This is a genomic window from Pararhizobium mangrovi (assembly GCF_006516965.1).
Classification (GTDB): Bacteria; Pseudomonadota; Alphaproteobacteria; order Rhizobiales; family Rhizobiaceae; genus Pararhizobium_B; species Pararhizobium_B mangrovi.
On the sequence record NZ_VHLH01000009.1, the window covers coordinates 1 to 14,780 of the forward strand.

Below are 14,780 nucleotides of genomic sequence, written 5' to 3' on the forward strand. Positions count from 1 at the left end.
CCGCTTTCACAACACGTTCGCGCAAATCCATCGAGTAGGCTTTCGACATCCATGCTGGCCTCCCTCCGGCCAGCATGTTGAATCACAACCGTGAGACAAACGGAATCCTCAGCGATTCAGATTGAAGTCATCCCGCCCTAGTATGCATTCGCGTTTCCAGTATCTCAGCGAATTTGCGAAAAATAAAAAAATATTAATTATGCATACCAAAATAGTAAAGAAACTTATGATCGACAGTCAGTGCGGGAAGAGAACGATTAAGTGCATTAATAGCGTTTCCGCCGTGCATATTCATTAGCCACATGGGGTCTTCAGTAAAAATTTGATGAACACGACCACGACCAAATACCTTGTTATGGTTCCCAAACAGAGCCGTTCGCCCTCGAAATGAATGTTCGTACACTTTTCGGCTCTCAATTCTACTTAAAAAGGGGCTCGAAGGATAAATATGGACGTGCGCTTCGCCTTCGGCGTATTGTGCGCCGAAAGGGAATGAGAGCCATTCGTCAGATACATTCTCAAGTTGAGTGGTATAGCGCCCAATGGAGTGGATGTAATCAGTATGAAGAGCGTCATCGTTATCGACGCGACAAGTGACGACATGATTGAAATCATACGATAAGTAATCACAAATTCTCTTTGCAAAACAAGAAGAATACCCGAGATCGCCTTCTTCGGCTTGGTCAGACCATACGGGTACAATCCAAGAGAATGCGGATAACTCTTCAATCAATGGAGCCATCTCTTTTTTTCTATTGGCATCAAAACCGATGAGCCACAGATCTGGACGGCGAGTTTGCCGGATAATAGATTGCAACGTTAACTTCCGAAATATCGGAATTCGAGCAGTTTCCCATGCTGCCTTCTCCACGTTACTTTGTGGAGCTCGGAAGCCGGTAATAGGCATATTAAAGCGTGTAAGTAGACAAAATAGCTGGTCGGCCCGAATCTCCCCGGCATCCGCCGCCTTGCCAACATAACCATCAGACATAATGCGCATCGCAGACTTCTTCCTCGCTCTCTATGCGTAACCCCAACGTCGGATACCATTTTAGTAGTAAAATGACTTGGAATAAGTTTTACTCGCTTCCCCGTTCGTTAACGTTCCATCCAGCGGATGACAAGCATCGCCGGCGCCACCCACAGGATCCCGGTCAGGAAGAAGAAGGCGAGTTGGACCCACCATGCCGTGCCGGGCAGGCGGTAGGCGGCGACGGTCATCGCGACGAGCGCGTAGACGACGACGAGCAGGAGGATGAGCAGGCTGCCGACCAGCTTCTTCAGGCGAACGGGCATCGGTTCCTTTCGTCGCGGGAGCGGCGGATCGATCCGTTCGGATCGTGCCTTGCACTGGCGCAAAGCGTCGCACGCGCCTTGCTTCCACCGCAAGCCTCGGGCATGTCAAACGCACGGGAAACGAAGGCTGCTACCATGGACGTACGCACCGGCGGAAGCCGGATCGCAGGCGAAATCGACCGTGTCGGGCGCGATCGGCGGCGCCTGCGCGCCTGGCTCGCGATCGTGGTGCTCGCGATCGGCGCGCTCGTCATCGTCGGCGGCGCGACGCGTCTCACGCATTCCGGCCTGTCGATGACGAAGTGGCATCCGATCCACGGTGTCGTGCCGCCGCTGAACCAGGCCGAGTGGCAGGAAGAGTTCGCCGGCTACAAGCAGATCCCCGAATACCGCGAACTGAACCCGGACATGACGCTTGCCGGTTTCAAGGGCATCTTCTGGTGGGAATGGAGCCACCGGCTTCTTGCGCGCAGCGTCGGCATTCTCTTCGCCGTCCCGCTCGCCTTCTTCTGGCTTTCGGGGCGCCTCGAAAGCCGCCTCAAGGCTCCGCTCGTCGGCATCTTCCTGCTCGGCGGGCTGCAGGGCTTCATCGGCTGGTGGATGGTCTCGTCGGGTCTTGCCGATCGAACCGACGTCAGCCAGTACCGCCTCGCCACGCACCTGACGCTTGCCTGCATCATTCTCGCGGCGATCGCCTGGGTCTATGCCGGGCTGTCCGCCAAGCCGCGCGACGAAGCGGCGCCGAACTGGCTCGTCTGGCTTGCGGGTCTGGTAGCGCTCGACGTCTTCCTCCAGATCTATCTCGGCGGCCTCGTCTCCGGGCTCGATGCCGGCTTTTCCTATAATACCTGGCCGCTGATGGACGGCGCGATCGTTCCTCACGACCTCTTCACCATGGAGCCCGTCTGGCGCAACTTCTTCGAAAACCCGAAATGCGTGCAGTTCCTGCACCGCACGAACGCCTACCTGTTATGGACGCTCATCGCGGTGCAGATGATCGTGACGCTCGCGACCGTACCGCGTGCCCGCCATGCCAATCGCGCCATGGTGCTTTTCGTGCTGGTCACGGTGCAGGCCGTATTCGGCATCACCACGCTCCTCCTGGAGGTGCCGATCGACTGGGCGCTCCTGCATCAAGGTGGTGCGATCGTCGTGCTTCTCGCCGCCGTCATGCATTGCCGGGGTCTCGTCGGCACGTGTCCGCGGCCGGGCGAAGACGCGATCGGCGAAGGGCAGGGCAGGCTCAGTCGGCCAGCATGAGTTCCATGTTCTGGACGGCCGCTCCGGATGCGCCCTTGCCGAGATTGTCGAGCAGGGCGACGAGATTGGCCCTTCCGCTGCCGGGCGTTCCGAAAACGTAGAGGCGCATGCGGTCCGTGCCGTTGAGGAGCGTCGGGTCGAGGCGCGCGATCTCGCGGCTTTCGGCAAGCGGCGTCACCGTGACGATTTCCCGACCGGCGTAGTGGTCGCTCAACAGGCCGTGGACATCCTCCATGGAGGGCGCGCCGGGCAGGTCCTCCAGATAGAGCGGCACCTGTACGATCATCCCCTGCGGAAAGCGGCCGACGGAAGGCGAGAAGAGCGGCTGACGCGCAAGCAGCCCGTGCTTCGTCATCTCCGGCACGTGCTTGTGCGCAAGCGTGAGACCATAGAGGAAATGCGGCGCGTCGATCGCTTCGTCGTGCGAGGGATCCTCCATGCGCGCGACCATCTGCTTGCCGCCGCCGGTGTAGCCGGAAACGGCGTTGATGCTCACCGGATAGCTCTCCGACAGCAGGCCGGCCGCGCGCAGCGGACGCAGGAGCGCGATCGCGCCGGTCGGATAGCAGCCGGGATTGGTGACGAGGCGTGCGGCGGCGATGCGGTCGGCCTGCGCCTCTTCCATTTCGGCGAACCCGTAGGTCCAGCGCTCGTCGATGCGGTGCGCGGTGCTCGTGTCGATGACGCGTACGGCGTTGTTGCCTTCCACCATCGACACGGCCTCCCGGGAGCCCTCGTCCGGCAGGCAGAGGATCGCGACGTCCGCCTCGTTCAGCCGGTCGCGGCGCATGGCGGCGTTGCGCCGCTCGGCCTGCGGGATCGAAACGACCTCGATGTCCGTACGGCCCTGGAGCCGGCTGCGGATCTGCAGTCCGGTCGTTCCGTGTTCGCCGTCGATGAAGACCTTCGGTTTCATTGGCTTGCCTGCGAAAGAGCGGAGTTTCGGGACGGATCGAACGCGGACCCGGCCGGTGCGTTCGCGCTCAGCGCGCGCCGGCGAGGCGTTCGCAGCGAAGGCCGAGCATATACATCGCCACCGTCGCCCCGGCAATCGCGGTCACGTCCGCATGGTCGTAGGCCGGCGCCACCTCGACGACGTCGGCGCCGACGAGGTCGAGCTGGCCAAGCCTTCGAAGGACGGCGAGCATCTTCGCCGTGCTCGGTCCGCCGGCGACCGGCGTGCCGGTACCCGGCGCGAAGGCTGGATCGAGGCAATCGATGTCGAAGGTCAGGTAGGCCGGCCGCGTACCGACCCGCTCGATGACCGTGTCGGCGATCGCACGCGCGCTCATCTCCTCCACCTCGTCGCCATAGAGGATGGCGATGCCGCAATCGTCCGGCGCATGGGTGCGGATGCCGACCTGGATGGAGCGCGTCGGGTCGATCACGTCCTCGTCCACCGCGCGGGCGACGAAGGAACCGTGGTCGATGCGCTCGCCGTCGTCCGGCCACGTGTCCTGATGGGCGTCGAACTGCACCAGCGCCAGCGGCCCGTGCTTTTCGGCATGCGCCTTGAGGAGCGGCCACGTGACGAAGTGATCGCCGCCGAGCGTTAGCAGGAAGGCCTCGCTCGAAAGGATGGCGGCCGCCTCGTCCTCGATCCGCTCGGCCGTTTCCCACGGGCGCGCGTAATCGAAGAGGCAGTCGCCGTAGTCGTTCGTCGGCATGCCGGCGAAGAGGTCGCGGGCGAAGGGATATTGCGGATCGTTGTCGAAGATCGCCGAGGCCCGGCGGATCGCCTGCGGACCGAAGCGCGCGCCGGGACGATTCGACACGGCCGAATCGAACGGCACGCCCCAAACGACGCAATCGCTGCCGGTGCATTCCTTCGAAAAGGGCCGGCGCATGAAGGACAGCGCGCCGGCATAGGTCGGATCGGAACCGGCAGTGGTTGCCGATGCGGCGGTAAAGGCGTTGTCGATGGCGCTCGAGGGCATGACCGTTTACCTCGCGCTTGGGCCGCTCGAACGGCCCGGTTCAGTTGATGAAGGCGACCACGGAACCCGCGATCAGGACGACGCAGACGGCGAGCAGAACGCCGTAGATCCGCGGCTTGTCGAACATCACCGGAAAGGCCGCGCTCCATGCGCATACCGTTCCCGCCAGCGCGAACAGAAAGGTGGGCTTGTCCTGCCAGGCGATGCCCGCGGCCATGAGGCCGCCGAGGATCAGGGCGCCGAAGACGGACATAAGCATGACGGCGAAATGCTCTGAATCCATGAAACGCATATCCTTTCAGGCCCGGTCGAAACGGGCACAATCTACAGAAGTTTTACGCGCATGCCATCCAAAGCAGGCGGAATTCCGCAATGAAAACGTGCAGCCTTCGCGGCGCAACCTCCCTTGCATCGGCGGGCAAATCATCCTAATCGGACAGACCTTCGGCCATCGTCGCCGAGGGGGCCTCGTGGCGGAGTGGTTACGCAGAGGACTGCAAATCCTTGCACCCCGGTTCGATTCCGGGCGAGGCCTCCATTCATCGTTCTTCCGTTCGCCTGCAACGCTTGCACAATCGCGCCGGTCGGCCTATCCCGGGCCGCCGCCGGGCGCCAGCACGGTTCGTCTGGGCGTATCGCGCGGCGCGGGATGTTGATCGCGACCAACCGGAGAAGCATGGGCATGGGGATCGATTACGAAGCGGCGCGGGTGAAGATGGTGGACCGGCAGATCCGCACGACGGACGTCCAGTCCTATGCGGTGCTCGATGCGTTCCTGGCCGTTCCGCGCGAGGCTTTCGTTCCGGCGCGCTTCAAGCAGCTCGCCTATATCGACAACGACATCGAGATCGCCGAGGCCGGCGAGGGCAAGCCGGCGCGCTACATCATGGAGCCATCCCCGCTCGCCAAGCTGATGCAGCTCGCCAACATCGAGCCCGACGACGTGGTGCTCGAGATCGGCTGCGGCACCGGATACGCCGCGGCCATCATCTCGCAGATGGCCGGTTCGGTCGTCTCGCTGGAGTCCGAGGACGACCTCGCGAACACGGCGAGCGATACGCTCGCCAGGCTCGGCTACGACAATGTGGCCGTCGTCACGGGTCCGCTGCCCGAAGGGCACGCCGAAGAGGCGCCCTACGACGTCATCTTCATCAACGGCTCGGTGGAAGTCGTGCCGGATGCGATCTTCGAGCAGCTGCGCGAAGGCGGTCGGCTCGTATGCGTGGAAGGCAGCGGCAACGCCTCGCGCGCGCGCCTCTATTGCAAGGAAGACGGTGCGGTCGCCGAACGGGCGGCCTTCAACACCTCGGTCCGGCCGCTGCCGGGCTTCGAAAAGCCCGAGACCTTCGTCTTCTAGAGCGCTTTCCAGCCGGACTGATGCAGTCCGGCATGGCGACCCATGCGCAAGACCGGGACATAGGGCGCCGAACCTGATTCAAACGGTTTGAAGAGCGCTCACCGCAGTTTGGGCGGTTTGGATAACGGACCCGAAGAGCCGCCTGCCGTCCGCCCCAACCAGTGCGGGTATGCAGTCGCCGGCGGTCGACCGGTCATGCGTGCATGTTGCGACGGTGCAACGTGGCGTCCTCTTCTCCACCCGCTGGAGATGCAAACCGACGGCTAAATGATATGGTTACCGTTTTTCGCCATATTGTTTGGCGAGCTATGAACGTCAGTCGCACGTTCGGCAAGACACAGTGGTCGGGAGTCTCAGCGTGTCACCATTTCGAAAAGCGCTCTTCGTAGCGTGTGTATCTCCGCTCGCCATGATGGCGCCACGGTTGGCCCATGCCGATTCCATCTTCCAGGCAATGGCCAAGGCCTACCAGAACAACCCGGATCTCAATGCCGCTCGCGCCGGACTGCGCGCGACCGACGAGGGGGTGGCGATCGCCAAGTCCGGCCTTCGTCCGCAGATCGCCGCATCGCTCGGCATCCAGTCGTCGCGTGATACGGGAAACCTTTCGACGACCGTTACGGGCGTTGACGAAAACAGCCAACCCACCCGGCGTACGGTCCAGCTCGGTGCCGTTACGACGAATTCCGCCACGGCCGGCATCACGCTGACCCAGCCGATCTTCGACGGGTTTCAGACGCTGAACAACGTTCGCGCGGCGAAGTCCAACGTCTTCGTCGGCCGTCAGCAGCTTCGCGGCACGGAAATCAGCATTCTCCAGGCGGCCGCGCAGGCCTATACCAATGTCGGGCGCGACAAGCAGATCGTGCAGATCCGCCGTGAAAGCCTCGACTTCCTGCGCGAGCAGCTGAACGCTGCCGACGCCCGTCTGAAGGTGGGCGAGGGCACGCGCACGGACGTCGCTCAGGCGCGTGCGCAGCTCGCCGCAACACGTGCCTCGCTGCAGAGCGCCATCGCTCAGGAAGCCTCGAGCGAGGCGGTCTACCGACAGATCGTCGGTACGGCACCCTCCGGCATCCAGTTTCCGCCGACGCGGACGAAATACGTACCGAACTCGCTCAGTACGGCCCTTTCCGTCGGCCGGGAGGAAAACCCGGATATCCTGGCGGCGCAGTATTCCGTCGACGCGCAGGGCTATCAGGTGAAGTCGGCCGAGGGCGCGCTCCTGCCCGGCGTCAACCTTCAGGGTTCCGTCGATACGAACAATAACGGCATCACCGAAACGACGGTCGGCGCCTCGGTGAACATCCCGATCTATCAGGGCGGTGCCGTTACCGGCCAGATCCGTCAGGCGAAGGAGCTGCTCGGCCAGCAGCGCATCCAGGTCGATTCCACCCGCCGTCAGGTCGACCAGAACATCACCAGCACGTGGTCCCAGTACCAGGCGTTCAAGGCGAACATCTCCGCCCAGCGCGAATCGATCGACGCGGCGAAGCTCGCCCTCAACGGCGTCGTCGAGGAGCGCAAGGTCGGCCAGAGCACGACGCTCGACGTGCTCGACCAGCAGCAGATCCTGCTGAACAACCAGGAAACGCTGGTGACCGCGCAGGCGAACGCGGCCGTCTACGGCTACATGCTGCTTGCCTATATGGGCCGGCTGACAGTGCCGCGTCTCGACCTGAACGTGCCGAACTACGATCCGAAGGTGCATTACGAGGAAACGAAGGATCGTTGGTACGGCCTGCGCACGGTGGACGGCCGCTGATCAGGCGTTCGCCGGACGAGCCGATTGTCGCAAGTTGTGTATCCTCCGGTGCCGCGTGCATCGGGGGATTCTTTTTTTGCCGATCTTCGCCTAGCATTTCTGCGTGATTCGTTGCGGACCCCGGGGGCGGGAACGCAATGCGGCTAGGACGAGGAACCGACATGGCGCAGCCGAACGCAAACCGCGAGCCGACGATGGAGGAGATCCTTGCCTCCATCCGCCGGATCATCGAAAGCAACGAAAGCGGCATCGCCGATCGTTCGGACGGTACCTTCGGTGAGCCGTTCGCCGAGAGCCGCGACCGTGCGCTGTCGGCCGAAGAGGGTGCGGCCGATCGCTCCGAGCCACGGGCGCCGGCGGCCGGGAACGCGCTCGATCCGTCGCCGATGGCGAGCCACGGCGAGGGCCGGTTCGCGGTCCATTCGGGCGGCAACACGGCCGAGCCCGTTTCGCTGGCCGACGTGGCTTCGCGCGCACGGGAAGCAAGGGCCGACGAGGCCCAGGCGCCGCAGGCGCGACGGGGCAGCGAGGCGCCGACGGCGCCCTTGTCGTTCGGCAATGCCGCGCTTCGCCTCGATTCCGTCTTCGAGGCGGACGCACAGGATATGGCGATGGCGCTCGGCCAGACCGAAGCCGACGACGAGCCGTCCACCGACCTCGATCGAACGTCGGAAGCAAACGCCTGGCAGGTCGATGACGACGAGGCAGCGGACATGGAGGATGTCTGGAGCCCGGAGCACGGGGCGCCCGCCAATGACGAACTGAGCACGGCGTTCGATGCGCGTTCGCCGGAGACCGAGGCCGAGGTTCCGTTCGTCGAGCCGGATCGGGACGAGCCGCATGGCACCGAGCCGATCGGCGAGGACGTCGAAGAAGCGGTGGCCAGCGCCACGGCCGAGCCAGCTTCCGCCAAGCACGACGATACCGCGCCTGCCGACGGGGCCACGGACGACGACGGCGTTTTCGACGACGCGCGCGCCACGGTCGAGGGCGATCGAAGTGCTTCTTCGGCAACGGCGATGCAACTCACCTCCGCCGCCACGGGCGAGAAGGTTGCCGCGTCCTTCGACGATCTGACGCGCATGATGGCGGCGGAATCGCGCCGGTCCTTCGACGAGATCGCCGAGGAGATGCTCCGGCCGATGCTGCGCGAGTGGCTCGACGACAACCTGCCGACGCTGGTCGAACGCCTGGTGCGCGAGGAGATCGAACGCGTCGCGCGCGGCACCCGGCGATAGGCCGATGGTCTTCCGGCGAAGGGTGGCGCGCGCCGGTCGGCCGATTTCGGCCGTGCTCGCCGCTGCCGCGACGGCCCTCATGGCCGCGGCGGCGCCGGCGGCGGCGATGTCGCTTTCCTTCGAATGGGGGCCGACCAAGGCCTGTTTCGATCCGAAATCGCCGCCGATCCACCTTTCCGACGTGCCGGAAAAAGCCGCGCGGATCGATTTCGTCCTGCATGATCTCGATGCGCCCGACTTTCATCACGGTGGCGGTTCGCTGCGCTATCACGGGCGGGCGGAAGTGCCGTACGGTGCCTTCCGCTACAAGGGTCCCTGTCCGCCGGAGGGCACGCGCCATACCTACGAACTGGTCGCGACGGCGCACGGTGCGGGCGGCGAAGTTCTCGCCACGGCCATGGCGCGGCAACCCTATTCGCGGCCCTGAGACGCCGCGGCCCGGTCCTCCACCGGGAAGGCAACGCCACGCGCGTGCCGGCGAGTTGACTTGGGCGATGGCATCCGGTTTACAGCCCGACATCGCCAACCCCGTCGCATCGCGGTGTTTTCATGCTCGACAAGACCTATGACGCCGGCTCGGTCGAACCGGCCATCGCCAAGCGTTGGGAAGAGGAAGACGCCTTCGCCGCCGGTGCGAACGCGCAGACCGGCGCCGAGCCCTACTGCATCGTCATTCCGCCGCCGAACGTTACCGGCTCCCTGCACATGGGCCATGCGCTCAACAGCACGCTGCAGGATATCCTCGTGCGCTTCGAGCGCATGCGCGGCAAGAACGTGCTGTGGCAAACGGGCATGGACCATGCGGGCATCGCCACGCAGATGGTGGTCGAGCGGCAATTCGCCGAAAGGGGAGAGCCGACACGCCGCGAGATGGGTCGCGAAGCCTTCATCGACCGCATCTGGGAGTGGAAGGCGCAGTCCGGCGGTCACATCGCGACCCAGCTGAAGCGCCTCGGCGCCTCCTGCGACTGGTCGCGCGAGCGCTTCACGATGGACGAGGGGCTTTCGCGCGCCGTGCGCGAGGTGTTCGTCTCGCTCTACAAGGACGGCCTGATCTATCGCGGCAAGCGGCTGGTCAACTGGGATCCGACCTTCGAGACCGCCATTTCCGATCTCGAAGTCGAAAACCGCGAGACCGACGGGCATATGTGGCACTTCCGCTATCCGCTCGCGGATGGCGAGACGTACGAGTACGTCGAGAAGGACGCCGAAGGCAACGTTACGCTGCGCGAGACGCGCGACTACATCTCGATTGCCACCACCCGGCCCGAGACGATGCTCGGCGACGGCGCGGTCGCCGTTCATCCTTCCGACGAACGCTACGCGCCGATCGTCGGAAAACTTTGCGAAATTCCTGTCGGACCGAAGGAACATCGCCGCCTTATCCCGATCATCGCCGACGCGTATCCCGATCCCGACTTCGGGTCCGGCGCGGTGAAGATCACCGGCGCCCACGACTTCAACGACTACGCCGTCGCGGTGCGAAACGGCATTCCGCTCTTCCGCCTCATGGACGAAAAGGCCGCCCTTCGTTCCGACGGCGAGCCTTACGCGGAGGAAGTCGCGAGGGCGAAGGCCATCCGCGAGGAGGGCGGCAAGCCGGACGCCGCACGCGTCGACGCGATCAATCTCGTGCCGGACGAATATCGCGGGCTCGACCGGTTCGAGGCGCGCCGTCGGGTTGTCGAGGCGATCACCGCGGAGGGCCTCGCGGTGACGACGACGGACGCCGAAGGCAATTCGGTACCGTTCGTCGAAAACCGGACCATCATGCAGCCCTTCGGCGACCGCTCGGGCGTGGTCATCGAGCCGATGCTGACCGACCAGTGGTTCGCAGACGCCGAAACGCTCGCACGGCCGGCGCTCGACGCCGTGCGCGAGGGGCGTACGCGCATCGTTCCGGAGAACTGGACCAAGACCTATTATGGCTGGATGGAAGACATCCAGCCATGGTGCATCTCGCGCCAGCTCTGGTGGGGTCATCAGATTCCCGCATGGTACGGGCCGGACGGTCACGTTTTCGTCGAACGCGACGAGGAGACGGCCCTTTCGGCGGCGATCCAGTACTACATCGCCCATGGCGGCCCGATGAAGGCGTTCATCGAGGACAAGCTGGAGAATTTCAAGCCCGGCGAGATCCTGGAGCGCGACGAGGATGTGCTCGACACCTGGTTCTCGTCCGCACTCTGGCCGTTCTCGACGCTCGGCTGGCCGGACGACGCGCGCGAACTCAAGACCTACTATCCGACGAACGTGCTCGTCACCGGGTTCGACCTCATCTTCTTTTGGGTCGCCAGGATGATGATGATGGGTCTTTATGTAATGGACGAGGTGCCGTTCGACACCGTCTATTTCCACGCCCTCGTTCGCGACAAGAACGGCGCGAAGATGTCGAAGTCGAAGGGCAACGTCATCGATCCGGTCGAACTCGTCGACGAATACGGCGCCGACGCGTTGCGCTTCACGCTGGCGATCATGGCCGCGAAGGGCCGCGACGTGAAGCTCGATCCGAGCCGGGTTGCCGGCTACCGCAACTTCGGCACCAAGCTCTGGAACGCCACGCGCTTCGCGCAGATGAACGGGGCGGCCGGCGGCGACACCTTCGTGCCGGAAAAGGCGAAGCTGACGATCGACCGCTGGATCCTGACCGAACTCGGCCGTACCGCCCGCGAGGTCACCGAGGCGCTGGAGGACTATCGGTTCAACGATGCCGCGGCATCGCTCTACCGCTTCGTCTGGAACCAGCTCTGCGACTGGTACGTCGAATTGGCGAAGCCGATCTTCGGCGGCGACGAACCCTACGCCAAGCGCGAGCTGCAGAGCTGCATGGCCTACGTGCTCGACGAGGCCGGCAAGCTCCTGCATCCGTTCATGCCGTTCATGACGGAGGAGCTGTGGCGCCAGACGGCGGCCGAGCGCGGTGAAACGCGCGAGACGCTCGCCTGCCACGCGCCATGGCCCGAGATCGCCTTTGCCGACGAGGAGGCCGCCGCCGAGATCAACTGGCTGGTCGAGGTCGTTTCGGCCATCCGTTCGGCGCGCGCGGAAATGAACGTCCCACCGTCCGCGAAGGCGCCGCTCGTCGTCGTCGGTGCCGACGCGACCACGGCCGAGCGGCTCGAACGCCATGAAGCGGCGATCATGCGGCTTGCCCGGGTCGAGCGGATCGAGAAGGCGGACGAGCCACCGCGTGGTTCGGTGCAACTCGTCGTCGAAGAGGCGACCATGTGCCTGCCGCTCGGCGAACTGATCGATCTCGACGGCGAGGCGGAGCGGCTTTCGAAGGCGCTGGCAAAGGCCGAACAGGAGGTTGCGCGGCTCGAAAAGAAGCTCGCCAACGAAAAGTTCGTCGCGAACGCCAAGCCCGGGATCGTCGAGGCGGAACGGGAAAAGCTCGCCGAAGCGCACGAGACCCGCGACAAGCTCACGCTCGCCGAAGGTCGCATCCGACAGGCGCGTTGATCGGCGGCCGTCAAACCGGCCGCCCGTCGCGTAACCATTCGTCAACCATCGTTCTTTACGTCTTCTCAAGGCATATGGCGAACTTGAGAACGGAGTTGAACGATGCGTGCAAACGCCGTGCGTATGGCCACTATGGCGGTCGTCGCCCTGGTTTCGGTCGGCCGCGCGCATGCGGGAGGGCTGGAGCGCGAAGGCTACGATATCGATCTGCTGTTCGATTCCTCCCCCTTCGCCTTCGAGACGCGGGAGACATACGTCTCGCCGCACCGTGTTCTCAAGCACGTGCATTCGGTCGACGGAACGGCACCGGCTACCGGCGATGCGACGAGTGCCAGGGAATCGAAGGACTACGTCACGAGCCGTATCGGCATGAAGTTCGCTTTCGGCGAACCGATCGACTGCCTGTTCCAGTATTCGCAGCCATGGGGCGCGCATGTCGCGCCCGGCAACGACTGGGCGGGTGCCACCAGCAACATCGAAACGGAGCTTGAAAGCGACAGCCTCGAGGCGACCTGTTCCTACGCGTTCGATCTCGGACCGGGGCGATTTCGCGCGATCGGCGGCGTCGTCGGCGAGAAGCTTTCGGGTTTCAAGGAGAAGCGCGTCTTCCTGCCCCTGCCGACGGGGCCGGTGGCGACGGTCGGGCGGCTGGACATGAACGCCGACGGGCATGCGTGGCGTGCCGGCGTCGCCTACGAGATCCCCGATATCGCGCTGCGCGCGAGCCTCGTCTATACCTCCCAGGTCGATCTCGACGATATCGACGGCTCGCTGGTCGTCGGAAAGGGAACGCCGTTCGAGACGAGATATTCCGGCTTCGCATCGGCCGCCATGCCGCGCACGCTCGCATTGAAGCTGCGCTCGGGCATCGCTCCGGGCTGGCTCGCCTACGGCTCGCTCGAATGGGCCGACTGGAGCGTTTTGCAGTCGATCCCGTTCTGCGCGAAAGGCGCGGGCGAGGACGAATGCACGATGTCGAGCCGGTCGAAGCTCACCTCACTCGATCTTTACTACCGCGACGGATGGACCGTTTCGGGTGGCGTCGGGCACGCAATCACCAAACGTTTGACGACGGCCGCCGGCCTGACGTGGGATCGCGGCGTTTCGAACGGCTACGGTTCGTCGACCGATAGCTGGACGGTCGACGCAGCCCTCGTCGTCACCCCGGACGAGCGCTGGCGCGTGACCCTTGCCGGTGCGGCCGGCGTCATGACCGGCGGGCGATCGAACGCCCTTTACGAGGACGACGGCCAGCTTCTCGATCCCGTAAGCTACGATTTCGACGCGGATTTCGTCGGCGCGCTGTCGCTTTCGGCCGCGCTGCGGTTCTGACGCGAGTTCGCGCGCTTCACGGAATGTGTCGTGCCTGCAACAGATCCGGCATATCCTCCGGTTTACCCATTCCGGTCCTATGCACCGCGCCGCGTTACAGCCACAAATCGGGTGCACTCGGTGGGAAACACGGGGCGGGCACTCGAAGACCGGCAATGTCGACGGGTTCCCGCGCAGGGATTTGTCGAAGGCACGGGAATGCGCGTTTCTTTCTCTCGATCGATCGGGACGACAGCGGCAGCCGGCATTTGTGCGAGCGCGCTCGGTGTGGGCGTGCTCTGTACGAGCGTGCCGGCGCGTGCGTTCGATCCGGATGCGAGCATCAGCCAGGATTCCGGTCCGCTCGATCTCTTCCGCTTCGGATTTTCCGCCTACAAGGACGGCCACAAGAGCGAAGCGGCCGAAGCGTACAAGTACGCGGCCGACAAGGGCCATGCCGGCGCGCGCTGGGCGCTCGCCAACATGTATGCCGAGGGTGACGGCGTCGCCGAGAACGACTACGAGGCGTTCAAGATCTACGACGAGATCGCCCGTGTCGGCGTCGAGCCGGGCTCGCCGGACACCGGCTATTTCATCAACGCGTTGATGGCGCTGGCGCGCTACTATCGCCGGGGCATTCCCGGCAGCCCGGTCGATGCCGATCCGGCGCAGGCGCGTCAGGTCTATTTCCAGGCCGCTTCCGTGTTCGGCTATCCGGACGCTGAATTCGAACTCGGCCAGATGATGCTGGACGGCGAGGGCGGGCGGCAGAACATCGCCCAGGCGAAAAAGTGGCTGAACCGCTCGCGCAAGTCCGGCTGCGCCCGCGCGGCCGCCCTGTTCGGCAAGATCATCTACGGCGAGGGCCACCACGTCTACGGCCTGGCGTTGATGTCCGTCGCGCTCGACCATGCCCATGGCACCGACGCGGATTGGATCCACGACCTGCGCACCAAGGTCGAATCGTCGGCGAGCACGGACGAGCGCACCTCCGCAGCCTCGCTCGCCGATACGATGGTCGCTTCCGCCGACACGGCCGACAACAGCAACTGAAAGGCCCTAAAGCCTTTCAGGTTTATACGGAAGCGCTCTGTTCGATCGTGCCGGTTTCCCACGCGAAGGCGATCGCAGCGCGATGTGGTTCATCGGGCAAG

13 protein-coding genes and 1 tRNA gene are annotated in these 14,780 nt (G+C 64.2%); 9 read left to right on the plus strand and 5 right to left on the minus strand.

The genetic code is table 11. The features are described from left to right. Positions 1-193 precede the first annotated feature (193 nt). Complete coding sequence (locus FJU11_RS06830; protein ID WP_141166294.1) at positions 194-1,000, minus strand: glycosyltransferase; 807 nt, start codon at positions 998-1,000, stop codon at positions 194-196. Between the two features lie 98 nt (positions 1,001-1,098). Further along, entirely contained in the window at positions 1,099-1,296 is a 198-nt protein-coding gene (locus FJU11_RS06835; protein ID WP_141166295.1) for a DUF2842 domain-containing protein, read from the minus strand. 135 nt (positions 1,297-1,431) lie between these two features. On the opposite strand from FJU11_RS06835, the gene FJU11_RS06840 reads away from it, so the two are divergent. After that, a complete protein-coding gene (locus FJU11_RS06840) occupies positions 1,432-2,556 on the plus strand; it encodes a COX15/CtaA family protein (protein ID WP_235890862.1) in 1,125 nt (374 codons plus the stop codon). On the opposite strand, the gene argC is transcribed toward FJU11_RS06840, so the two are convergent. The 3 genes from argC to FJU11_RS06855 form a co-directional block, all read right to left on the minus strand. Beyond that, on the minus strand, positions 2,540-3,472 hold the full coding sequence (argC, locus tag FJU11_RS06845) for an N-acetyl-gamma-glutamyl-phosphate reductase (RefSeq protein ID WP_141166297.1): 933 nt from the start codon (positions 3,470-3,472) through the stop codon (positions 2,540-2,542). The genes FJU11_RS06840 and argC overlap by 17 nt on opposite strands. A 67-nt stretch (positions 3,473-3,539) precedes the next feature. Continuing rightward, positions 3,540-4,493 carry an agmatinase gene (gene speB / locus FJU11_RS06850; protein WP_141166298.1) on the minus strand — a complete coding sequence of 318 codons (954 nt, stop codon included), beginning with the start codon at positions 4,491-4,493 and terminating at the stop codon, positions 3,540-3,542. A gap of 40 nt (positions 4,494-4,533) precedes the next feature. Beyond that, positions 4,534-4,776: a hypothetical protein gene (locus FJU11_RS06855; protein WP_141166299.1), complete on the minus strand. Its 243-nt coding sequence runs from the start codon at positions 4,774-4,776 to the stop codon at positions 4,534-4,536. Positions 4,777-4,957: 181 nt separating this feature from the next. Here FJU11_RS06855 and FJU11_RS06860 point away from each other — a divergent pair. From FJU11_RS06860 to FJU11_RS06895, 8 genes are all read left to right on the plus strand, one after another. Then, positions 4,958-5,031, plus strand: a tRNA-Cys gene (locus FJU11_RS06860). Between the two features lie 144 nt (positions 5,032-5,175). Next, on the plus strand, positions 5,176-5,850 hold the full coding sequence (locus FJU11_RS06865) for a protein-L-isoaspartate O-methyltransferase family protein (protein ID WP_235890864.1): 675 nt from the start codon (positions 5,176-5,178) through the stop codon (positions 5,848-5,850). Positions 5,851-6,208: 358 nt separating this feature from the next. Next, positions 6,209-7,615 carry a TolC family outer membrane protein gene (locus FJU11_RS06870; RefSeq protein WP_328591720.1) on the plus strand — a complete coding sequence of 469 codons (1,407 nt, stop codon included), beginning with the start codon at positions 6,209-6,211 and terminating at the stop codon, positions 7,613-7,615. 161 nt (positions 7,616-7,776) lie between these two features. Further along, the gene (locus tag FJU11_RS06875) at positions 7,777-8,853 is read left to right on the plus strand and encodes a DUF2497 domain-containing protein (protein ID WP_235890865.1); all 1,077 of its coding nucleotides are present in this window, start codon (positions 7,777-7,779) and stop codon (positions 8,851-8,853) included. A gap of 4 nt (positions 8,854-8,857) precedes the next feature. Continuing rightward, a complete protein-coding gene (locus tag FJU11_RS06880; RefSeq protein ID WP_235890866.1) occupies positions 8,858-9,280 on the plus strand; it encodes a YbhB/YbcL family Raf kinase inhibitor-like protein in 423 nt (140 codons plus the stop codon). 122 nt (positions 9,281-9,402) lie between these two features. After that, positions 9,403-12,315: a valine--tRNA ligase gene (locus FJU11_RS06885; protein ID WP_141166300.1), complete on the plus strand. Its 2,913-nt coding sequence runs from the start codon at positions 9,403-9,405 to the stop codon at positions 12,313-12,315. Positions 12,316-12,417: 102 nt separating this feature from the next. Beyond that, positions 12,418-13,647 carry an outer membrane protein transport protein gene (locus FJU11_RS06890; protein ID WP_141166301.1) on the plus strand — a complete coding sequence of 410 codons (1,230 nt, stop codon included), beginning with the start codon at positions 12,418-12,420 and terminating at the stop codon, positions 13,645-13,647. Between the two features lie 198 nt (positions 13,648-13,845). Next, positions 13,846-14,679, plus strand: a complete 834-nt coding sequence (locus tag FJU11_RS06895) for a tetratricopeptide repeat protein (protein ID WP_141166302.1) — start codon at positions 13,846-13,848, stop codon at positions 14,677-14,679. Positions 14,680-14,780: the final 101 nt, after the last annotated feature.